Origin of the sequence: Streptomyces sp. NBC_00377 (assembly GCF_036075115.1) — a bacterium.
In the GTDB taxonomy this organism is placed as follows: domain Bacteria; phylum Actinomycetota; class Actinomycetes; order Streptomycetales; family Streptomycetaceae; genus Streptomyces.
This window is the reverse complement of record NZ_CP107958.1, coordinates 7,306,152-7,327,653: the sequence shown is the minus strand read 5'-3', so window position 1 is coordinate 7,327,653 and position 21,502 is coordinate 7,306,152. Positions and strand designations below refer to the sequence as shown.

15 protein-coding genes and 1 pseudogene are annotated in these 21,502 nt (G+C 71.2%); 9 read left to right on the top strand and 7 right to left on the bottom strand.

The genetic code is table 11. The annotated features are described in order from the left end of the window. Positions 1-39 precede the first annotated feature (39 nt). The 4 genes from OHS71_RS32530 to metH form a co-directional block, all read right to left on the bottom strand. Positions 40-1,623, bottom strand: a complete 1,584-nt coding sequence (locus OHS71_RS32530) for an ABC transporter substrate-binding protein (protein ID WP_328482895.1) — start codon at positions 1,621-1,623, stop codon at positions 40-42. Between the two features lie 61 nt (positions 1,624-1,684). After that, entirely contained in the window at positions 1,685-3,292 is a 1,608-nt protein-coding gene (locus OHS71_RS32525; protein ID WP_328482894.1) for an ABC transporter substrate-binding protein, read from the bottom strand. Positions 3,293-3,769: 477 nt separating this feature from the next. After that, positions 3,770-4,468, bottom strand: a complete 699-nt coding sequence (locus OHS71_RS32520; RefSeq protein WP_328482893.1) for an HAD family hydrolase — start codon at positions 4,466-4,468, stop codon at positions 3,770-3,772. Between the two features lie 113 nt (positions 4,469-4,581). Then, positions 4,582-8,100, bottom strand: coding sequence for a methionine synthase (gene metH / locus OHS71_RS32515; RefSeq protein WP_328482892.1), 3,519 nt, complete (start codon positions 8,098-8,100; stop codon positions 4,582-4,584). A gap of 364 nt (positions 8,101-8,464) precedes the next feature. Here metH and OHS71_RS32510 point away from each other — a divergent pair, with 364 nt between their 5' ends. From OHS71_RS32510 to OHS71_RS32490, 5 genes are all read left to right on the top strand, one after another. After that, entirely contained in the window at positions 8,465-9,229 is a 765-nt protein-coding gene (locus OHS71_RS32510) for an IclR family transcriptional regulator (RefSeq protein WP_328482891.1), read from the top strand. A 375-nt stretch (positions 9,230-9,604) separates the two neighbouring features. Further along, positions 9,605-10,399: an MIP/aquaporin family protein gene (locus OHS71_RS32505; protein ID WP_328482890.1), complete on the top strand. Its 795-nt coding sequence runs from the start codon at positions 9,605-9,607 to the stop codon at positions 10,397-10,399. Positions 10,400-10,472: 73 nt separating this feature from the next. Beyond that, on the top strand, positions 10,473-12,011 hold the full coding sequence (glpK, locus tag OHS71_RS32500) for a glycerol kinase GlpK (RefSeq protein WP_328482889.1): 1,539 nt from the start codon (positions 10,473-10,475) through the stop codon (positions 12,009-12,011). Positions 12,012-12,019: 8 nt separating this feature from the next. Continuing rightward, a complete protein-coding gene (locus OHS71_RS32495) occupies positions 12,020-13,636 on the top strand; it encodes a glycerol-3-phosphate dehydrogenase/oxidase (protein ID WP_328482888.1) in 1,617 nt (538 codons plus the stop codon). A gap of 183 nt (positions 13,637-13,819) precedes the next feature. Then, positions 13,820-14,380 (top strand): SMI1/KNR4 family protein, encoded by a 561-nt coding sequence (locus OHS71_RS32490; RefSeq protein ID WP_328482887.1) that lies wholly within the window; start codon positions 13,820-13,822, stop codon positions 14,378-14,380. Between the two features lie 6 nt (positions 14,381-14,386). Here OHS71_RS32490 and OHS71_RS32485 read toward each other — a convergent pair. Together OHS71_RS32485 and OHS71_RS32480 are read right to left on the bottom strand one after the other, a co-directional pair. Then, positions 14,387-14,926, bottom strand: a pseudogene (locus OHS71_RS32485) (S-methyl-5-thioribose kinase); the annotation flags it as partial. Between the two features lie 79 nt (positions 14,927-15,005). Next, positions 15,006-15,140, bottom strand: a complete 135-nt coding sequence (locus OHS71_RS32480; protein WP_328482886.1) for a hypothetical protein — start codon at positions 15,138-15,140, stop codon at positions 15,006-15,008. Between the two features lie 65 nt (positions 15,141-15,205). On the opposite strand from OHS71_RS32480, the gene OHS71_RS32475 reads away from it, so the two are divergent. The 4 genes from OHS71_RS32475 (at position 15,206) to OHS71_RS32460 (ending at position 19,212) form a co-directional block, all read left to right on the top strand. Beyond that, a complete protein-coding gene (locus OHS71_RS32475; RefSeq protein WP_328482885.1) occupies positions 15,206-15,964 on the top strand; it encodes a phosphorylase family protein in 759 nt (252 codons plus the stop codon). Beyond that, positions 15,961-17,256 carry an amidohydrolase gene (locus OHS71_RS32470; protein ID WP_328482884.1) on the top strand — a complete coding sequence of 432 codons (1,296 nt, stop codon included), beginning with the start codon at positions 15,961-15,963 and terminating at the stop codon, positions 17,254-17,256. The genes OHS71_RS32475 and OHS71_RS32470 overlap by 4 nt, the downstream gene beginning before the upstream one ends. A 104-nt stretch (positions 17,257-17,360) precedes the next feature. After that, positions 17,361-18,032 (top strand): FadR/GntR family transcriptional regulator, encoded by a 672-nt coding sequence (locus tag OHS71_RS32465; RefSeq protein ID WP_328482883.1) that lies wholly within the window; start codon positions 17,361-17,363, stop codon positions 18,030-18,032. A gap of 244 nt (positions 18,033-18,276) precedes the next feature. Beyond that, positions 18,277-19,212 (top strand): PAC2 family protein, encoded by a 936-nt coding sequence (locus tag OHS71_RS32460; RefSeq protein WP_328482882.1) that lies wholly within the window; start codon positions 18,277-18,279, stop codon positions 19,210-19,212. A gap of 87 nt (positions 19,213-19,299) precedes the next feature. On the opposite strand, the gene mshC is transcribed toward OHS71_RS32460, so the two are convergent. Beyond that, positions 19,300-20,529, bottom strand: coding sequence for a cysteine--1-D-myo-inosityl 2-amino-2-deoxy-alpha-D-glucopyranoside ligase (gene mshC / locus OHS71_RS32455; protein ID WP_328482881.1), 1,230 nt, complete (start codon positions 20,527-20,529; stop codon positions 19,300-19,302). Between the last annotated feature and the right edge of the window lie 973 nt (positions 20,530-21,502).

The window sequence follows — 21,502 nt, the reverse complement described above, 5'->3', positions numbered from 1 at the left end:
GCCCGGCGGCGTGCGGCCGGTCGCGGGCGTGGCGTGGCGTCAGCTCTTGCTGAGTTCCCAGAAGCGGAACACCGTGGAGGCGTCCAGGCAGTTCTCCAGGCCGTAGACGTGCTCGCCGACGACCGCGTACTGCTTGGCCTGCCAGAGCGGCAGGACGGGCAGTCGCGCGGCGACGATGTTCTGGAGCTCCGCGTAGTCCGCGTCGGTTGCGGTGCGGTCGACCTGGGCGGCAGTGCGCGGGATGAGCGTGCCGGTGATGGCGGTGTCGGCGAAGTTGTTGCCGAGCACGTTGCCCTTGCCGAAGAAGGGCGAGGTGAAGTTGTCGGCGTCCGGGTAGTCGGGCACCCAGCCCTTCACGTAGACGCCGTACTTGCCGGCGGCGATGTCCTTCTCGTACTGGCCGTAGGCGACGGACTTCACGTCGGCGTCGAACAGGCCGCTCGCGTCGAGCTGGGCCGCGACGGCCCTCAGTTCCTGGTCGGTGGCAGGGCCGTAGCGGGTCGGGGTGGACCAGAGGGTGAGTTTCACCTTGCCGGTGATGCCCTCGTCGGCGAGCGCGGCGGCGGCAGCGGACCGGGAGGGGCGGGCGCCGTAGCGGTCGAAGAAGGCGGTGTTGTGGCCCGCGATCCCGGCCGGGACGATCGAGTAGAGCGGGTCGGCGGTGCCCTCGTAGACGTCCCTGATCAGGGCTTCGCGGTCGATCAGGTGGGCGATGGCCCGGCGCACGCCGAGCTTCCCGGCGACCGGGTCGTCCATGTTGAAGACGAGGTGCTGGACCTCGGCGCTGCTGCCCTCGACGACCTTGGCGCCGGTGTCGTCGGTGCTGCGCTGGATGTCGGCGACGTCGGCGGAGGTGAGGCCCCGGTAGGCGATGTCGATCTCGTTCGCGAGCAGGGCCTGCCTGAGGGCCTTCTGGTCGCCGCCGAAGAACTTGAGGGTGATGCCGGTGTTCTTGGCTGCGTCGGCGCTGCCCCGGTAGCTGTCGTTGACGGAGAAGACGGCCTCGTCGTCGCCGAAGGAGTCCAGCTTGTAGGGGCCGGAGCCGACGGCTCCGCCGTCCTCGCGCAGGTGGTCGGCGTCGTACTGCCGGTGGTCGACGATGGAGCCGGCACCCGAGGCGATCTTGCTCGGGAAGGTGGCGTCGGGGACCGCGAGCCTGAAGACGACGGTCTTGGCGTCGGGTGTCTCCACCTTGTCGAGCATGGGGAACATGAGGGCCGGGCCGGCGTCGTCGTCGATCTTCAGCATGCGGTCGAAGGAGAACTTGACGTCCTCGGAGGTGAGCGGGTCGCCGTTGCTGAACTTCAGGCCGTCCTTCAGGGTGCACGTGTAGACCTGGGTCCGCGTGTCGGTGAAGGAGCACTCCCGGGCCGCGTCCGGCCGGGGTTCCGTGCCGCCGGTGGGGAAGCTCAGCAGTGACTGGAAGACGTTGTTGAACAGCAGCCAGGAGCCCGGGTCGTAGCCGGAGGCGGGGTCGGTGGCGAGGACGTCGTCGGACATCCCGAGGACCAGGGAGGAGGCGTCGCCGCCGGATCCTCCGCTCTGGGTGCCGCAGCCGGTCAACAGGCCGAGGGCCAGTCCCGCCACGATCGGCAGGACCGGCCACTGGTTACGCAGATTCACTCAATGCCTTGTCGTTGTTCCGTGCACACCGGGCGCCGTCCCGGCCCCGGCAGGGGGTGTGTCAGTTGCTCACACCGCGGCCGAGCTCCCACAGCTGGAGGGTCGCGGAGGAGTTCAGCACGTAGGCCGTGCCGGTCACGTCGTTGTTGGCGGCGACGTACTGCTTGCCCTGCCACAGCGGCAGGATGGGAACGTCCTTGGCGACGATGTCCTGGATCTCGGTGAGGTTCTTGGCGGCGCTGAGGCGGTCGGCCTCGCGGCGGGAGGCCGGGATCAGGTTGTCGATGATGGTCTTGTTGGCGTACGGCGACTTGAGGAAGTTGTCCGCGTCGAGGAACGGGGCGACGAAGTTGTCCGCGTCGGGGAAGTCGGGGAACCAGCCCATGCCGTAGACGGCGTACTCGCCCTTGCGCTCGGCCGGGACGAACGTCTCCCAGGGAGACCCCTTGATGCTGACGTCGAACAGGCCGCTGTCGTTGAGCTGCTTCTTCAGCACCTCGAACTCCTGCTTGGTGGCCGGACCGTAGTGGTCGGTCGTGTAGTTCAGCGTCAGCTTCACCGGGGCGGTGATGTCCGCGTCGGCCAGCAGGGCCTTGGCCTTGGTGACGTTCGGGTCGCCATAGGTGTTGAAGAACGAGTTGGAGTGGCCGGTGATGGTGGCCGGGACCAGCGAGTACAGGGGCTCGGCCTGGGTGCCGTACACCTCGGAGACCAGCGCGCTGCGGTTGACGACCTGGGCCATCGCCTGGCGCACGGCCTTGGACTTGACCGACGGGTCGGTGGTGTCGAAGGCCAGGTAGCGGATCTCGAGGCCGTTCAGCTCGACGAGGCCGATGTCCCCGGTCGCGGAGGACTCGGAGAGCTTCTGGATCTGCTCCGGCGACATGGTGCGCGTCATCAGGTCGATGTCGCCCTTCTCGAGGGCGGTGTCCATGGCGTCGGCGTCCTCGTAGGAGACCATGTCGACCTGGCCGTTGTTCACCTCCAGGGTCCCCTTGTAGTTGGGGTTCTTGGTGAACACGGCCTTGGTCATCTCGTCGCCGTCGGTCTCGGCCTTGAGGGTGTACGGGCCGGAGCCGTCGACCTCGAAACCGTCGCGCAGCTTGTTCTTCTCGTAGTCGTCGGGGTTGACGATGCCGGCGACCGGAGTCGACAACTTGAAGGGGAAAGTGGCGTCGGCGGTCTTGAGGTGGAAGATGACTTCGTTGTCACCCTGCGTCTCGATGGTGTCGATCGTCGAGAGCAGGGCGAAGACGCCGGAGTCGGCCTTGATGGTGCGGGCGCGCTCGATGGAGAACTTGACGTCCTTGGCGGTGACGGCGTCGCCGTTGGCGAACTTCAGGCCGCTGCGCAGCTTGCAGGCGTAGCGCTCGTTGCCGGTGTCGGTGAATCCGCAGCTCTGGGCCGCCTCCGGGACGGGTTCGCCCTCGCCCTTGGGCTGGATCATCAGGGTCTGCACGGTCTGGCGCAGGATGTTCCAGGTGCCGACGTCGTAGGAGTACGCCGGGTCGAGCGGCGCCGGGGCGTCCTTGGTGGCGGTGAACCGGTCGGTGGTGCCCATGACGATGGCGTCCCCACTGCCGCTTCCGCCGTCGGACGCGCCGCAGGCGGCGAGTACGGGCGCGAGCAGACTCACCACGGCCGGCAGCACCAAAGTCTTGCGGTTCATGCTCGAGTTTCTCCAGAGCTGTCGAGTCCGTGTACCCGGCATGCAGGGGTGTCGCGGCGGATCACGGGGTAAGGGCGATGTTCTCGCGACGAGATTAGTCCGCACCAGCACTACGGCTCGCGTTCACCGGAGTTGAAGCCCCATCACGCTGCGAAACCGGCCGCGGACGCACTGAACAGCCGTCAGCGGAAGGATTCGTACAGTGACTCATCAATCGGGACACAAGGACGCGCCCGAAGCCGCCCCGCGACGACAGAATGCACACGGAGAGTCAACTGTCGAGGCCCGGACGGGTGGGGAACCTCACACGCCGTATCGGGGGCGTGTGGGGTTGAATTCGGCCGCCGCGGGGGCGTCGGCGAAGATCGGAATTCCCCCGCGCGCATACTCGGCGAATTCCTGGTTATCGGCGGTGCACGCTGGGTGAACGCCTATCGCTTTTCGGCCATCGGTGCTCACCGATGATCGCGGTACCGATCATCGGAGCGGCATCAGGTCCCGCAGGAATGCCAGGTCGACCTGTTCCAGCGAGGGGACGACGGTGCGTCGGCGGGACGGCGTGATCGGCGCCACGGAAGGCACCGCCACGACATGGCAGCCCGCCGCCTCGGCCGAGGCGACCCCGGTCGCGGTGTCCTCGATGACGGCGCATCTCACCGGGTCCACGCCGAGTCCGGCGGCCGCGAAGAGGTAGGGGTCGGGGTAGGGCTTCGTCCGCGCGACCTCGTCGCCCGCCACGCTCAGGCGGAAGTTCTCGGCACCCAGCGAGGCGAGGACGCGGTCGATGATGCGCCGGTGGGAGGCGGAGACGAGGGCGGTGGGGACCTCGTGCTCGGCCAGCTCGGCGAGCAGCCGGGCGGCTCCGGGCATCAGGGGCAGGGCCCGGGCGATGCGGTCCTCGAACCCCTGGTTGAGCAGGACGGCGAGGTCGGCGAGGGCGATGTCGGCCCCGGTCGCCTCGATCAGGAACCCGACGCTGCGGGTCATCGGTCCGCCGACCACGACGTGACGCCACGAGTCGTCGAGGGTGTGGCCCAGGCCGGCGAAGATCTCGACCTCGACGTCCCACCAGAAACCCTCGGTGTCCACCAGGGTGCCGTCCATGTCGAGCAGCACGGCCTCCAGGGCGGAGCCTTCGGCCGTGCGGGTGAGTGGCGCGGGAACCGTGCTGGTCATCCACGTACCTCCTTGAGGGACGAGCAGGCCGGTTCCCGCTGCGGGGAACCGGCCTTCAGTGGACCGACCAGTGTACGACTTATCCGATCAGCATGCTCAGTGGCGCACGTGCGTCACCGTGCGTTGAAGTACTTCGCCTCGGGATGGTGGATCACGATGGCGTCCGTGGACTGCTCGGGGTGGAGCTGGAACTCCTCCGAGAGGTGGACCCCGATCCGCTCGGGCCGGAGCAGCTCGGCGATCTTCGCGCGGTCCTCCAGGTCGGGGCAGGCGCCGTAGCCCAGGGAGAAGCGGGCGCCGCGGTACTTGAGGGCGAACATGTCCTCGACGTCGGCCGGGTCCTCGCCGGCGAAGCCGAGTTCGGCGCGCACCCGCGCGTGCCAGTACTCGGCGAGGGCTTCGGCCAGCTGTACCGACAGGCCGTGCAGCTCTAGGTAGTCGCGGTAGGAGTTCGCCTCGAAGAGCCGGGCGGTCTCCTCCCCGATGCGGGAGCCGACGGTGACGACCTGGAAGCCGACGACGTCCGTCTCCCCCGACTCCTCGGGGCGGAAGAAGTCGGCCAGGCAGAGACGGCGGCCGCGGCGCTGGCGGGGGAAGGTGAAGCGGGTGCGTTCGTTGCCCTGCTCGTCCAGGACGATCAGGTCGTCGTCCTTGGACACGCAGGGGAAGTAGCCGTAGACGACGGCCGCTTCCAGGAGGTTGTCGGTCTGGAGTTTGTCGAGCAGGCCGCGCAGCCGCGGGCGGCCCTCGGTCTCGACGAGTTCCTCGTAGCTCGGCCCGTCGCCGGCGCGGGTCTGCTTCAGGCCCCACTGGCCCTTGAAGAGGGCGCCCTCGTCCAGCCAGGCCGCGTACTCCTTGAGCTGGATGCCCTTGATGACCCGGGTGCCCTCGAACGGCGGCCGGGGGACGGGGTTGTCGGTGGCCACGTCGGACCGGACGTGGCCCTCCTGCGGGCGTTCCTCGGCTTCGACGACGGTGGCGCTCGGGCGGACCCGGCGCTGCTTCAGCTCGGGCAGCTTCGCGCCGGGCAGGCCCCGCTTGACGCCGATCAGGGCGTCCATCAGACGCAGGCCCTCGAAGGCGTCGCGGGCGTAGCGGACCTCGCCCTGGTAGATCTCGTGCAGGTCCTGCTCGACGTAGGCCCTGGTCAGGGCGGCGCCGCCGAGGATGACCGGGTAGTCGGCGGCCATCTTGCGCTGGTTCAGTTCCTCCAGGTTCTCCTTCATGATCACCGTGGACTTGACCAGCAGGCCCGACATGCCGATGACGTCGGCCCGGTGCTCCTGGGCGGCCTCCAGGATCGCGGAGACCGGCTGTTTGATGCCGAGGTTGACGACGTTGTAGCCGTTGTTGGACAGGATGATGTCGACGAGGTTCTTGCCGATGTCGTGGACGTCGCCGCGCACGGTGGCCAGGACGATGGTGCCCTTGCCCTCGGCGTCCGACTTCTCCATGTGCGGCTCGAGATAGGCGACCGCGGTCTTCATGACCTCGGCGGACTGGAGCACGAACGGCAGCTGCATCTGGCCGGAGCCGAACAGCTCGCCGACCACCTTCATGCCGTCCAGGAGGGTCTCGTTGACGATGTCCAGGGCGGGGCGGGACCGGAGCGCCTCGGCGAGGTCGGCGTCCAGGCCGTTCTTCTCGCCGTCGATGATCCGGCGCTTGAGGCGCTCGTCCAGCGGCAGCGCGGCCAGCTCCTCGGCCTTGCCGGCCTTGAGGGACTTGGTGGTGGCGCCCTCGAACAGCGCCATCAGCTTCTGGAGGGGGTCGTAGCCCTCGCGCCGGCGGTCGTAGATCAGGTCGAGGGCTGTGGTCACCTCCTCCTCGCTGAAGCGGGCGATGGGGAGGATCTTCGACGCGTGGACGATCGCCGAGTCCAGGCCCGCCTTCACGCACTCGTCGAGGAAGACGGAGTTGAGCAGGATGCGGGCGGCCGGGTTGAGGCCGAAGGAGATGTTCGACAGGCCGAGGGTGGTCTGCACGTCGGGCCGGCGGCGCTTGAGCTCGCGGATCGCCCCGATGGTGGCGACGCCGTCGCCCCGGGACTCCTCCTGGCCGGTGCAGATGGTGAAGGTCAGGGTGTCGATGAGGATGTCCGACTCCTGGATGCCCCAGTTCGTCGTCAGGTCCTCGATGAGGCGCTCGGCGATGGCGACCTTCGTCTCGACGGTACGGGCCTGGCCCTCCTCGTCGATGGTCAGCGCGATCAGCGCGGCACCGTGCTCCCTGGCCAGCGCGGTGACCTTGGCGAAGCGGGACTCGGGTCCGTCGCCGTCCTCGTAGTTCACGGAGTTGATGACCGCGCGCCCGCCGAGCCGTTCCAGGCCCGCCTGAATGACCGGGACCTCGGTGGAGTCCAGGACGATCGGCAGGGTGGAGGCGGTGGCGAAGCGGCCGGCCAGCTCGTCCATGTCGGCGACGCCGTCGCGGCCGACGTAGTCGACGCACAGGTCGAGCATGTGCGCGCCCTCGCGGATCTGGTCGCGGGCCATCTCGACGCAGTCGTCCCAGCGGCCCTCCAGCATGGCCTCGCGGAACTTCTTCGAGCCGTTGGCGTTGGTGCGCTCACCGATGGCCATGTACGCGGTGTCCTGGCGGAACGACACGGTCTGGTAGAGCGAGGCGGCGCCCGGCTCGGGCCGGGGGCTGCGCTCGGCGGGCGAGGCTCCGCGGACCCGCTCCACGAGCTGCCTCAGGTGCTCGGGCGTCGTACCGCAGCAGCCGCCGACGAGGTTCAGCCCGTAGTCGGTCACGAAGGTGTCCTGGGCGTCGGCCAGGCCCTCGGCGTCGAGCGGGAAGTGCGCGCCGTCCTTGGTGAGGATCGGCAGACCGGCGTTCGGCATGCACAGCAGCGGGGTGCGGGAGTGGCGGGCCAGATAGCGCAGGTGCTCGCTCATCTCGGCCGGGCCCGTCGAGCAGTTCAGGCCGATCATGTCGATGCCGAGCGGTTCGAGGGCGGTGAGGGCCGCGCCGATCTCCGAGCCGAGCAGCATGGTGCCGGTCGTCTCGAACGCCATCGACACCAGCAGCGGCACGTGGACGCCGGTCGCCTCCATCGCGCGCTTGGCGCCCAGGACCGACGACTTCGTCTGGAGGAGGTCCTGGGTGGTCTCCACGATCAGGGCGTCCGCACCGCCGGCGAGGAGGCCCTCCGCGTTGGCCTGGAAGCCGTCGCGCAGGGTGCCGTAGGCGATGTGGCCGAGGGTGGGCAGCTTGGTGCCGGGGCCGATCGAGCCCAGTACCCAGCGGGTGCGTCCGTCGCGTCCGGCGAAGGCGTCGGCGGTCTCACGGGCGATGCGGGCGCCGGCCTCGGACAGCTCGTACACCCGCTCGGGGATGTCGTACTCGGACATGGCCGAGTGGTTTGCGCCGAACGTGTTGGTCTCGACGCAGTCCACGCCCGCGTCGAAGTACTCCTCGTGCACGGAGCGGACGATGTCCGGACGGGTGATGTTGAGGATCTCGTTGCAGCCCTCGAGGTTCTCGAAGTCCTCGAGGGTGGGCTCCTGGGCCTGGAGCATGGTGCCCATGGCTCCGTCGGCCACCACCACACGGGTGGCCAGGGCCTCTCGGAGCGCGGACACACGGGTCCGGCTGTCGGCGGAAGGGGTCGGCGGCACAGAGGCCATGAAAGGGCTCCCTCAGGTGCGACGGCTGTCGGCTTTGCGTCGCCCCCGGAATGCGGGCAGGAAGGCTTCCCGGGGAGAGCGCACGTCGTCAGGGTAGCCGGGACGGAGGCCTTATGGTCGGGGGCGTCCACGGGACGGACGGGTGTGGCGGTCGCGCACCAGCGGATCACGAGCGGGGCTGGAGCGGCGCTCGACCGGCGCACGGCCGTGCGACGTCCGTGTCACCGGGGGAAGGCGAGTGGCGTAACACGGATCGGCCGAACGTTAGCGGGAGGTCGGCATGGACCGGTAGTGTTCGACATTGCCGAACGACGGCGGCGGATGCCGCGCGTGGACGGCCGAAGGGGACGGAGGCAGGACGGCGATGGCACGGAACATCCAGTCGGTCGAACGCGCGGCCGCGATGCTGCGGCTGCTCGCGGGTGGCGAACGGCGACTGGGCCTGTCGGACATCGCCTCGTCCACGGGCCTGGCCAAGGGCACCGCCCACGGCATCCTGCGCACCCTCCAGCAGGAGGGCTTCGTCGAGCAGGACGACGCGTCGGGGCGGTACCAGCTGGGCGCGGAGCTGCTGCGCCTCGGCACCACCTACCTGGACGTGCACGAGCTGCGCGCGCGTGCCCTGGTGTGGACGGACGACCTGGCCAGGTCCAGCGGCGAGAGCGTCCACCTGGGGGTGCTGCACCAGCAGGGCGTGCTGATCGTGCACCACGTCTTCCGGCCCGACGACAGCCGGCAGGTGCTGGAGATCGGGGCCATGCAGCCGCTGCACTCCACGGCCCTGGGCAAGGTGCTGTCGGCCTACGATCCGGTCGCCCACAGCGAGGTCCTGGAGGCCGAGCGCAAGCCGTTCACGGACCGCACGGTGTGCGAGCCGGACGCCTTCGAGCGCATGCTCGACCTCACGCGCGCGCGGGGCTGGGCGGCGGACGTCGAGGAGACCTGGGAGGGCGTCGCCTCGATCGCGGCGCCCATCCACGACCGTCGGCGCATGCCCGTGGGCGCGGTCGGCATCACCGGCGCCGTGGAACGGCTGGGCAGGGACGGTGAGGTGCGCCCCGAACTGATCGCCGCGGTGCGCGACTGCGCCCGCGCGGTGTCGCGGGACCTGGGCGCCGGGCGCTTCTGAGCGGCCCACCGCTCCCGAGAGATATATGGCCGAGGCCGGAGACGTCGTACGACGTCTCCGGCCTCGGCCATATGCCGTAACAGGCGCTACCAGTCCGAAACGGACACGCGGCGTGAGCGGGTGTGCACCGGCGCGAAGATCGACAACACACCGCGATCAATAACGATCGCGCTTTCGAGAACAACACTCTTGACGCACACGTAACCCCGGAGCAAGACTCCCGTCCATCGGTCGACATTGTCGAACACCTGACGGCAATACGCGCTAGAGTGTGACAACGTCAAAGGCCGGCATCGCTCTCACCCCCGAGGGCGCTCGAACCCCCGGTGGGACCCGGGGTTCGGCTTCCCTGGACGAAGGACAAAGGAGTCGCGGGTGTCCAGCTCCGACATCTTCATCGGCGAGACCATCGGTACCGCCATACTCATCCTGCTCGGCGGTGGCGTCTGCGCCGCCGTCACGCTGAAGGCCTCCAAGGCCCGCAACGCCGGCTGGCTCGCCATCACCTTCGGGTGGGGTTTCGCCGTTCTGACGGCTGTCTACACCTCGGCGCCGCTCTCGGGCGCCCACCTCAACCCGGCGGTCACCCTCGCACTCGCGATCAAGGACGACGACTGGAGCAACGTTCCGGTCTACTGGGCCGGGCAGCTGCTCGGCGCCGCCATCGGCGCCGCCCTGGTCTGGGTCGCCTACTACGGTCAGTTCCACGCGCACCTCACCGACAAGGAGATCGTCGGCGACCCGGCCGCGGAGCCCGCGGCCGCCAAGTCCGTCGAGGCGCGGGAGAAGGGCGCAGGACCGGTCCTGGGCGTCTTCTCCACCGGTCCCGAGATCCGGGTCGTCTGGCAGAACCTCGCCACGGAGATCATCGGCACCATCGTGCTGGTCCTCGCCGTCCTCACCCAGGGCCTGAACGACAAGGGCAACGGCCTCGGCACCCTGGGCGCGCTGATCACCGCGCTCGTGGTGGTCTCGATCGGTCTGTCCCTCGGCGGCCCGACCGGCTACGCGATCAACCCGGCCCGCGACCTCGGCCCGCGCATCGTGCACGCACTCCTGCCCCTGCCCAACAAGGGCGGCTCCGACTGGAGCTACGCCTGGATACCGGTGGTCGGCCCGCTGGTCGGCGGCGCGATCGCCGCGGGCATCTACAACGTCGCTTTTGCTTGAGAGCACCAGCCGCACCGCGTAGTAAAAGCACCGTACGCACGGCCCTCATCCACGGAAACCCCAGGAGCACACCGTGACCGACGCGCACACCGCCGGCCCCTTCATCGCCGCCATCGACCAGGGCACCACCTCCTCGCGCTGCATCGTCTTCGACCGGGACGGCCGTATCGTCTCCGTCGACCAGAAGGAGCACGAGCAGATCTTCCCCAAGCCGGGCTGGGTCGAGCACGACGCCGACGAGATCTGGACCAACGTCCAGGAAGTCGTCGCCGGAGCCATCGAGAAGGCCGGCATCACCCGTGACGACATCAAGGCCATCGGCATCACCAACCAGCGTGAGACCACGCTGCTGTGGGACAAGAACACCGGCCGGCCCGTCCACAACGCCATCGTCTGGCAGGACACCCGCACCGACGCGCTCTGCCGGGAACTCGGCCGCAACGTCGGCCAGGACCGCTTCCGCCGCGAGACGGGCCTTCCCCTGGCCTCGTACTTCGCCGGTCCGAAGGCGCGCTGGCTGCTCGACAACGTCGAGGGCCTGCGCGAGCGCGCCGAGGCGGGCGACATCCTCTTCGGCACCATGGACAGCTGGGTCATCTGGAACCTGACCGGCGGTGTCGACGGCGGCAAGCACTACACCGACGTCACCAACGCCTCCCGCACCATGCTGATGAACCTCCACACGCTGGAGTGGGACGAGAAGATCGCCGAGTCCATCGGCGTCCCGATGGCGATGCTCCCCGAGATCCGCTCCTCCGCGGAGATCTACGGCGAGGTCACCGGCGGACGGCTCGGAGACCTGCTCGGCGGCATCCCGGTCGCCTCCGCGCTCGGCGACCAGCAGGCAGCCCTGTTCGGCCAGACCTGCTTCGCGGAAGGCGAGGCCAAGTCGACGTACGGCACCGGCACCTTCATGCTGCTGAACACCGGCGAGAAGATCATCAACTCGTACTCCGGCCTGCTGACCACCGTCGGCTACCGCATCGGTGACCAGAAGCCGGTCTACGCCCTCGAGGGCTCCATCGCCGTCACCGGTTCGCTGGTGCAGTGGATGCGCGACCAGATGGGCCTCATCTCCACGGCCGCCGAGATCGAGACGCTCGCGCTCTCGGTCGAGGACAACGGCGGCGCCTACTTCGTTCCGGCCTTCTCCGGCCTGTTCGCCCCGTACTGGCGCTCCGACGCCCGCGGTGTGATCGCCGGCCTCACCCGGTACGTCACCAAGGCGCACCTCGCGCGCGCCGTCCTGGAGGCCACGGCCTGGCAGACCCGTGAGATCACCGACGCCATGACGAAGGACTCCGGCGTCGAGCTCGCGGCCCTCAAGGTCGACGGCGGCATGACCTCCAACAACCTGCTGATGCAGACCCTCTCGGACTTCCTGGACGCCCCCGTGGTGCGCCCGATGGTCGCCGAGACCACCTGCCTCGGCGCCGCCTACGCCGCCGGCCTCGCCGTCGGCTTCTGGACGAGCACCGACGACCTGCGCGCCAACTGGCGCAGGGCCGCCGAGTGGACCCCCCGCATGGACGCGGACACCCGCGACCGTGAGTACAAGAGCTGGCTCAAGGCCGTCGAGCGGACCATGGGCTGGCTCGAGGACGAGGAGTAAGACCCGAAATGACCAGTCAGTCCACCCTGCAGTCCGTGCCTGCCCTGGGGACGCGCCCGGCGTCCGGCTCCAACCCGAGCCGCGCCGAGACCCGGGAGCAGCTCTCCAAGGCGTCGTACGACCTTCTCGTGATCGGCGGCGGCATCCTGGGCATCTCCACCGCCTGGCACGCCGCGCAGTCCGGCCTCAGGGTGGCTCTGGTCGACGCCGGCGACTTCGCCGGCGCCACCTCCTCCGCCTCCTCCAAGCTTCTCCACGGCGGTCTGCGCTACCTCCAGACCGGCGCGGTGAAGCTGGTGGCGGAGAACCACTTCGAGCGCCGTGCGGTCTCCCGTCAGGTGGCTCCCCACCTGGCGAACCCGCTCACGTTCTACCTCCCCGTGTACAAGGGCGGGCCGCACGGCGCGGCGAAGCTCGGGGCGGGCGTCTTCGCCTACTCCGCGCTGTCGGCGTTCGGCGACGGCGTCGGTCACCTCCTGTCCCCGGCCAAGGCCGCGCAGGACGTGCCCGAGCTGCGCACCGACAACCTCAAGGCCGTGGCCGTGTACGGCGACGACCAGATGAACGACGCGCGCATGGCGCTGATGACGGTCCGCGCGGCCGTCGAGGCGGGCGCCGTCGTCCTCAACCACGCCGAGGTCTCCGGTCTGCGCTTCACCAAGGGCCGGGTCACCGGCGCCGAGCTGCGCGACCGGCTCTCCGGCGACGAGTTCGGCGTCGACGCCCGGCTGGTGCTCAACGCCACCGGCCCGTGGGTCGACCACCTGCGCAGGATGGAGGACCCGAACGCGGCTCCGTCCATCCGCCTCTCCAAGGGCGCGCACCTGGTCCTGAAGCGCACCGCCCCCTGGCGGGCCGCGCTCGCGACCCCCATCGACAAGTACCGCATCACCTTCGCCCTCCCCTGGGAGGACATGCTGCTGCTCGGCACGACCGACGAGGAGTACGAGGGGGACCCGGCGGACGTCTCGGTCACCGAGAAGGACACCGCCCAGATACTCGACGAGGCCGCGTTCTCCATCCGTGACCAGCAGCTCGACCGTGACCTGATCACCTACGCCTTCGCGGGCCTGCGCGTGCTGCCGGGCGGGCCCGGCAGCACGGCGAAGGCCAAGCGCGAGACGGTGGTGACCGAGGGCAGGGGCGGCATGCTGTCCGTCGCCGGCGGCAAGTGGACGACCTTCCGGCACATCGGCCGTACGGTCATGCAGAAGCTGGAGGCGCTGCCGGGCCACCCGCTGGGCGACGACTTCGAGCCGATCTCCTCGCTGCCGAAGAAGCTGCCGTTGCCCGGCGTCGCCAACCCGCGCGCGGTCGCGCACCGGCTGCTCGTCGACAACCCGGCGCCCGGCCCGCGCATGGCGGCCGACACCGCCAGGCACCTGGCCACCCACTACGGCTCGCTCGCGTTCGACATCGCGCGGCTGGCCAACGACAACCCCGAGCTGCGCGAGCGCGTCCACCCGGACGCCCCCGAGATCTGGGCGCAGGTCGTGTACGCCCGCGACAACGAGTGGGCGCAGACGGCGGACGACGTGCTGCGCCGCCGTACGACGCTGACGATCCGCGGTCTCGCCACGGACGAGGTCCGCGGCAAGGTGCAGGACCTGCTCGACAAGAAGTAGGTCCGCGGCAGGCACCCCGTGGCGCCGGCCCGTTCCCCTGACCGGGGCCGGCGTCAGGGGCCGGCCCCTCCGTACCGGGGCCGGAACCGGGAAGGGGCGGCTCCACCCCTATGGAGCCGCCCCTTCCGCATGCCCGGCCGCCTTCGTGGTCCCGTTGTCAGTGCCGGGTGCTTCCATGGGGACATGGACATCGATCGGGCGGATCCCGCCGAACTGGCGGCCCTGCGGGCGGCCTTCGCCGTGGACGACGGCGGGGAGTCGGCGCTCGGCTGGGCGGCGGTGCGCGCCTTCGAGGCGGAACACGGGGTGGTGCTGCCGGAGCCCTACCGCACGTTCGTGGCCGAGATCTCCGACGGATCGTTCCAGGGGCCGCCGGAGTACGGTCTCGTAGGGCTGGCCGAGCTGCCCTCGGACTGGGGCGGGGACGGCACGGCCCGCGACCTGTCCAAGCCGTTCCCGCTCACGGAGCAGTGGCTGTGGGAGGAGGACGACGGGCCGTACGAGGACCCCGAAGCGGCCATGGAGCGGGTGCTCGACCACGGTTCCGTCGTGCTGGGAACGGACGGCTGCGCGATGAACTGGCACCTCGTCGTCACCGGCCCCCAGCGGGGGCGGATCTGGCTGGTGACCGACGTGGGGGCCATGCCGTTCGGCGCGGAGTCCGGGCACGCGGCCTCCGCGCCCGGCTTCGCGGACTGGGTCGCTCACTGGGCGGCCGGCAAGGAGTGGTTCGACACGGCCTGAGGCCGGTCAGCCGAGCGACTCCACGACCGCCCGGACCGCCTCGACGTCCGTCAGCTCCTCGCGGCGGACGATCGGTTCGCGGCCCAGAAGCAGTGCGCGCCGGGACGCGGGCACCGGGTCCGGCAGGGTCGTCAGGTCGGTCAGGTGCGCGAAACCGATGATGCGGCGGACGATCTCGCCCGCCGGCGTAACCGACGGAGTCGGTCCACACGCGGCGCAGGAAGCGGTCCGGACAGGCATCGTCGAAGACGTGTCGACCCGGGTCGGCCACAGTCTGCGGAACTCGGCCTCGAACGCCTCCCAGGACAGACGGAGCTGGTCGGCGTGGTCGGACAGGGCGCCGAGGGCACGGGCCCGCTCCTCCGCGACCAGCGCGTTGGCCCAGTACAGGCCGAGGTCGTGGCCGACGGTCCGACGAAGGAGAACTCGGGGTCGAAGACCCCGTACGACAAAGGCGCCTTGGCGGGTGCCGACCATGACGCTGCCGGTGTGCAGACCGCCGCGCAGGAGGGCCTGGGCGCCGGTCATGAAGGTGTGGCGGAGGTCGACTCAGCTCCCGCCAGGGACGTCACGCTGTTCACGGGGAACATGACGGCGGGCCGTGATTGGATCGCTGTCGTGGCCGTCATGCCGGGCCGCGCCCTTGGGCGTCCTGCTCGGCCGCGCTGCCGTCCACGGGCTCGCCGAGGCGGCCGGGTTCCGCCTCCAGGGTCTCGGTCTGCCGCAGCGGGCGTGACGGTGCCGCGTCCTGCGCCGTCACGCCCGGCGCCCCTGCCCCACGACGGCCCGCCACCGTCGCCGCCCCCGTACCACCGGAGCCGCCCCATGACGCACGACCTCATGCCCGTCACCCGCATCCCGCGCGCCGGTCTCCCGGCGCACGCCGTGGTCGTCGGCGATCCGGCCCGCGCCGCGGTCGTCGCCGCGCTGCTGGACGGCGCCGAGGAGATCTCGTACCACCGCGAGTACCGGGTGTTCGGCGGGAGCTGGAAGGGCGTGCCGGTCGTCGTCGCCTCGCACGGTGTGGGCGCGCCGGGCGCGATTCTGCTGTTCCAGGAGCTGGCGGACGCCGGCGTGCGCACCTTTCTGCGGTTCGGCACGGCGGGCGCGATGAAGCCGGGTATCGGGGACGGCGACCTGGTCATCGCGGAGGCGGCCGTCCGCGACGACGGCGTCACCCAGCAGTTGCTGCCCCCGGAGTACCCGGCGGTGTCCGCGCCCGAGGCGGTGCTCGCCCTCCAGCGCGCGGCCCGCGAGGCCGGCGCCCCGCACCACCGGGGCATCGTGTGGACCCGGGCGGCCTTCCAGCCGGGCCTGCTCCCGTTGTTCTCCTACGCCGGCGCCGGTCTCGCCGCCATCGAGATGGAACTGTCCGCGCTGCTGGTCACGGCCTCGTTGCGGGGCCTGGTCGCGGGTGGTGTGGTGGTGATCGACGGGGCGAACGCCGACGAACTGGTCGACGAGCAGGCGACCGGCGGCTACGACCCGCACCGCGAGGTCGTCGCGGCGGGCGTCGAACGGGGCGCGGTGGTCTCCCTGGAGGCGCTGCGGCTGCTCGCCGAGGCGGAAGGGGAGCAGGCGTGAGCATCGACCTGCTGGTGCACGGCGGCGACGTCCTGACGGTGGACGACGCCGGAACCGTCGTGCGGGACGGGGCGGTCGCGGTCCACGACGGCGTGATCCTCGCCGTCGGCCCGGCCCGTGAGCTGCGCGAGCGCCACACCGCCGCCGAGGAGATCGACGCCGCGGGCTGTCTCGTCCTCCCGGGCCTGATCAACGCGCACACCCATCTGGCGATGACCCTGCTGCGCGGCCGCGCCGACGACGTCACCCTCCAGGGCTTCCTGGAGCGGGTCCTGAAGTGGGAGGCGGAGCTGCTGACGCCGGAGAACGTGGCGGCGGCGGTACGGCTGGCGGTCGCGGAGAGTCTGCGGGCCGGGGTGACCTCGGCGCTGGACATGTACTGGTTCCACGAGGCGGCCGAGCGGGCGGCCCGGGAGGCGGGCTGGCGGCTGCACACCGGGCCCACCTTCATGGACGTGCCCGGGCTGCCGGACGGCATGGCGTACGAGGGACGGCTCGGGTGGGCGCGGCGGGACCTCGAGGCACGCGGCGCGGCCCGGCCCGGACACCGGCCGGTCGTCTTCGCACACTCGGCGTACACCCTCTCCCCCGCGCAGCTGACCGAGGTGTTCGCGCTGGCCCGGGAGTTCGGGGCGCTGGTGCACATACACGCGGCGGAGAACGCCACCGAGGTCGCGACCGTGGAGGAGCGGCACGGGAAACGGCCGGTGGAGCTGCTGGACTCCCTCGGACTGCTCGGCCCCGACGTGCTGCTCGCCCACGCCGTCGACCTCACCGGACCGGAGATCGCGGCGCTGGCCCGCACGGGTACGGCCGTCGCCCACTGTCCGGTGTCGAACCTGAAGCTGGGCTGCGGGATCGCGCCCGTGCCGCGGCTGCTGAGCGCGGGCGTGACGGTGGGGCTGGGCACGGACGGCGCCGTCAGCTCCAACTCGCTGGACGTGCTGGGCGCGGTGCGGCAGGCGGCCCTGGTGCACAAGGCGGGCGGCGACCCGACGGCGGTCGGCGCCGAGCAGGCCGTGCGGATGGCGACGATCGAGGGCGCGCGGGCGCTCGGGCTCGGGGATCAGCTCGGTTCGCTGGAGGCGGGCAAGCGGGCCGACCTGATCGTCCTCGACCTGGACGCACCTCATCTGCGGCCGCGCCACGATCCCTGGTCGACGCTGGCGTACGCGGCGCACTCCCCGGACGTGCGCGACACCGTCGTCGACGGGCGGGTGCTGATGCGCGATCGTGGGCTCACCAGGCTCGACGAGCGGGCGGTGATCGCAGATCTGGAGGCAGTCCTGTGATCTGGCCGCATAATGTCACCAAGACATCCGATGTCTGGATCCGAGGCCGAATCGGCGGCGGATACCGATGCCGGGGCGAGTGATGAACCACAGGGAGGACGGTCATGGCAGTCACCGACGAGGCGATCGAAAAGATCAAGGGCATGATCGTCTCGGGTGCGCTGCGCCCCGGGGACCGGCTGCCCAAGGAGAGTGAACTGGCCGCCGAGCTGGGCCTGTCCCGCAACTCCCTGCGGGAGGCGGTGCGCGCCCTGTCGCTGATCCGGATCCTGGACGTGCGGCAGGGCGACGGCACCTACGTCACCAGTCTCGACCCTCAACTGCTCCTGGAGGCGCTGAGTTTCGTCGTCGACTTCCACCGCGACGACACGGTCCTGGAGTTCCTCGCGGTGCGCCGCATCCTGGAGCCGGCCGCCACCGCGATGGCCGCCCTGCGGATCAGCGAACAGCAGCTGGACGCGCTCGACGCCCAGTTGGACAAGCTCGGGGCCGAGCCTTCGGTGGAGGAACTGGTCGCGGGCGACCTGGAGTTCCACCGCGGCATCGTGCAGAGCGCCGGCAACTCGGTGCTGTGCTCGCTGCTCGACGGGCTGTCCGGGCCCACCACCCGGGCCCGGATCTGGCGCGGTCTGACGCAGGAGGACGCCGTCGCCGGCACGCTGCGCGAGCACCGGGCGATCCTGGCGGCCCTGCGCGACCGGGACGCCGAGGCGGCGCGGTCCTGGGCGACGGTGCACATCGCGAGCGTGGAGCAGTGGCTGCGCTCGACGCTGTGAGCGCGCGCCGCTCGTGGCCGCCGGCAGCCCGCGCGTGCCCCCCGCGCGGTGGAGCCGCCCGGTGGGACATCCCTGTGCGGCGACTGTGAGCGGGCGCCGTGAGTCGGGTCCGGCGAGGGGTGTCCGGGGGCGGCGAACGGGGCAGTGATCCGTTCACTCCCCCGTGCAAGGGGGCTGCGAGCGCTCCCGCGGAACGCCGTAAGGTTGGGTGGTCAAGCGAGGGCACGTCGGAAGGAGGCGCTGGGTGATCGAGCTCGAGGGGGTTCCCGAGCTGATCGACCCGGTCATGGTGGCCGCGTTCGAGGGCTGGAACGATGCCGGCGACGCCGCCTCCACCGCGGTCGGGCACCTGGAGCGGGAGTGGAAGGGCGAGGTGTTCGCGGCGCTGGACGCCGAGGACTACTACGACTTCCAGGTGAACCGCCCCACGGTGTGGATGGACGCAGGCGTGCGGAAGATCACGTGGCCGACGACAAGGTTGTCGGTCGTCCGGGTGGGCGGCGACAAGCCGCGCGACCTGGTGCTCGTGCGCGGCATCGAACCCTCCATGCGCTGGCGCTCGTTCTGCAACGAGCTGCTGGGCTTCGCGCACGAGTTGGGCGTGGAACTGGTCGTCATCCTGGGCGCCCTGCTCGGTGACACCCCGCACACCCGCCCGGTGCCGATCAGCGGAACCACGTCCGACGCGGACCTGGCCCAGCGGATGGACCTGGAGGAGACCAAGTACGAGGGCCCCACGGGCATCGTCGGCGTTCTCCAGGAAGCGTGCACGCACGCGGGGGTGCCCGCGGTGAGCCTCTGGGCGGCCGTGCCGCACTACGTCTCGCAGCCGCCGAACCCCAAGGCGACGCTGGCCCTCCTGAACCGCCTGGAGGACCTGATCGACGTACGCATCCCCCTGGGCGAGCTGCCTGAGGACGCGCGCGCGTGGCAGGTGGGTGTGGACCAGCTGGCCGCCGAGGACACCGAGGTCGCCGAGTACGTGCAGACGCTGGAGGAGGCACGGGACACCGCGGAGCTGCCGGAGGCGTCGGGCGAGGCGATCGCCCGCGAGTTCGAGCGCTACCTCCGGCGCCGGGACGGCGGGGGCCCGCCGGACCCCGGGGAGCGGACCCGGCCCCCGAAGCCGCCGAAGCCGAGCGGTGACACTTCCGACGACAGTGATTCGTCGGAGGAATAGAACCGGGGAGCGGGACAGAGAACCGGACAGGGGCGGTGCGCCGAAGCGGACCGCCCCTGGTCATACCCGGTGCACGGGCGCCTACGGCTACAGGGCCACGCCCAACAGGGCGTCCACGGCCCGCGACACGACACCGGGAGCACCGATGTCCGTGCCGCCCCGCTCCTGCTGGAGCGCCGCCCAGCGGTCGACGGCCGCGAGTGCGGCCGGGGCGTCGAGGTCGTTCCCGAGGGCCTCGCGGATCTCTTCGACGAGCGCCTCGGCAGGCGGCCCGTCGGGCCGGGAGACGGCGGCGCGCCAGCGCCCGAGCCGGGCCTCGGCGTCCGCGAGGACCTGGTCGGTCCACTCCCAGTCGGCCCGGTAGTGGTGAGCGAGGAGGGTGAGCCGGATGGCGGCGGGGTCGACGCCGTCCTGGCGCAGCTTCGAGACGAAGACGAGGTTGCCCCTGGACTTGGACATCTTCTCGCCGTGCAGGGCGACCATGCCGGCGTGGACGTACGCCTGCGCCATGGGGAACTCGCCGGTCAGCACCTGCGCGTGCGAGGCGCCCATCTCGTGGTGCGGGAAGGCGAGGTCGGAGCCGCCGCCCTGTACGTCGAAGCCCATCCCCAGATGGTCCAGGGCGATGGCCACGCACTCGATGTGCCAGCCGGGCCGGCCGCGGCCGAGCGAGCCGCCGTCCCAGCTGGGCTCGCCCTCGCGGGCCGCCATCCAGAGCATGGGGTCGAGCGGGTTCTTCTTGCCCGAGCGGTCGGGGTCGCCGCCGCGCTCGGCGGAGAGCAGCCGCATGGCGGCCGCGTCCAGGCCGGAGACCCGGCCGAAGTCCGGGTCGGACTCGACGGAGAAGTAGATGTCGCCCTCGAGCTCGTAGGCGGCGCCGGCGTCCCGCAGCCGCTCGACGAGCGGAACGATGCCGGGTATCGCCTCGACGGCGCCTATGTAGTGCCGCGGCGGCAGCATCCGCAGGGCGGTCATGTCCTCGCGGAAGAGCGCCGTCTCCTTCTCGGCGAGGGCGACCCAGTCGACGCCGTCGCGTTCGGCCCGCTCCAGGAGCGGGTCGTCGACGTCGGTCACGTTCTGGACGTAGTGAACCTGCCGCTTGGTGTCGAGCCACACGCGCTGGACGAGGTCGAACGCGTTGTAGGTCGCCGCGTGACCCATGTGGGTCGCGTCGTACGGCGTGATGCCGCAGACGTAGATACGGGCGACGGGACCGGGGTCGAGGGAGACCAAGCCGCCGGTCGCGGTGTCGTGGATCCTCAGGTCGCGGCCCTGACCAGGCAGGGCGGGGACCTCGGAAGCGGGCCAGGCATGCATGTCATGAGCGTAACCGGACGGAAGTGGCGTGTACGAACCGGAGCAGGCCGGATGGCCGGGAAGGCCGTCTTGTGCGATCCCGCCCGACATGCCTGACGGCACCGCGACCGGGGGAAGGCGCCCCTCCCGGGGCCGACCAGGCCGCCGGGGCCGTCCCCGGCGCAGGGCGTGCCTGTCCCGGGCCCGCCCTGCCGAGGCCGCCTCCGGGGGCCGAACCGGGCCAGGGGTGCCTGTCCGGGCCGGGCCTGCCGGGGCTTGCCCCCGGGGGCCGTCTCCGGCGCAGGGCGTGCCTCCGGGCCTGCCGGGGCCGCTCCCGGAGACCCCGTACCGGCGCAGGGCGTGCCTGTCCCGGGCCGGCCCTGCCGAGGCCGCTTCCGGGGGCCGAACCGGGCCAGGGGTGCCTGTCCGGGCCGGGCCTGCCGGGGCTAGCTCCCGGGGGCCGTCCCCGGCGCGGGGCGTGCCTCCGGGCCTGCCGGGGCCGCTCCCGGGGACCCCGAACCGGCGCAGGGCGTGCCTGTCCCGGGCCGGCCCTGCCGAGGCCGCTTCCGGGGGCCGAACCGGGCCAGGGGTGCCTGTCCGGGCCGGGCCTGCCGGGGCTAGTGCCGCGACAGGCAACGTTCGCCCCGTCGCGACGCCCGGCACGCACTCTCGCCGCACCGGCCGAAAGCCCAGGTACGTCCAGTACGAGGACTTCCGGCCGGCACGCCGAGAGCACGCACCGGACGCCGCTCCTTGACGGGCAAACGTTGCCCGCCGCGGCACTAGCTCCCGGGGGCCGTCCCCGGCGCGGGGCGTGCCTCCGGGCCTGCCGGGGCCGCTCCCGGGGACCCCGTACCGGGCCAGGGGTGCCTGTCCGGGCCGGGCCTGCCGGGGCCGCTCCCGGGGACCCCGTACCGGGGCAGGGGTGCCTGTCCCGGGCCGGGCCTGCCGAGGCCGAACCGCGACAGTCGGTGCCTGTCCGGGCCGGGCCTGC

What these genes read in the sequence shown, in the direction of transcription:
- OHS71_RS32525 (WP_328482894.1), bottom strand. Translation starts at nt 3,292, where the DNA reads ATGAACCGCAAGACTTTGGTGCTGCCGGCCGTGGTGAGTCTGCTCGCG.
- OHS71_RS32520 (WP_328482893.1), bottom strand. Translation starts at nt 4,468, where the DNA reads ATGACCAGCACGGTTCCCGCGCCACTCACCCGCACGGCCGAAGGCTCC.
- metH (WP_328482892.1), bottom strand. Translation starts at nt 8,100, where the DNA reads ATGGCCTCTGTGCCGCCGACCCCTTCCGCCGACAGCCGGACCCGTGTG.
- OHS71_RS32510 (WP_328482891.1), top strand. Translation starts at nt 8,465, where the DNA reads ATGGCACGGAACATCCAGTCGGTCGAACGCGCGGCCGCGATGCTGCGG.
- OHS71_RS32495 (WP_328482888.1), top strand. Translation starts at nt 12,020, where the DNA reads ATGACCAGTCAGTCCACCCTGCAGTCCGTGCCTGCCCTGGGGACGCGC.
- OHS71_RS32490 (WP_328482887.1), top strand. Translation starts at nt 13,820, where the DNA reads ATGGACATCGATCGGGCGGATCCCGCCGAACTGGCGGCCCTGCGGGCG.
- OHS71_RS32475 (WP_328482885.1), top strand. Translation starts at nt 15,206, where the DNA reads ATGACGCACGACCTCATGCCCGTCACCCGCATCCCGCGCGCCGGTCTC.
- OHS71_RS32465 (WP_328482883.1), top strand. Translation starts at nt 17,361, where the DNA reads ATGGCAGTCACCGACGAGGCGATCGAAAAGATCAAGGGCATGATCGTC.
- mshC (WP_328482881.1), bottom strand. Translation starts at nt 20,529, where the DNA reads ATGCATGCCTGGCCCGCTTCCGAGGTCCCCGCCCTGCCTGGTCAGGGC.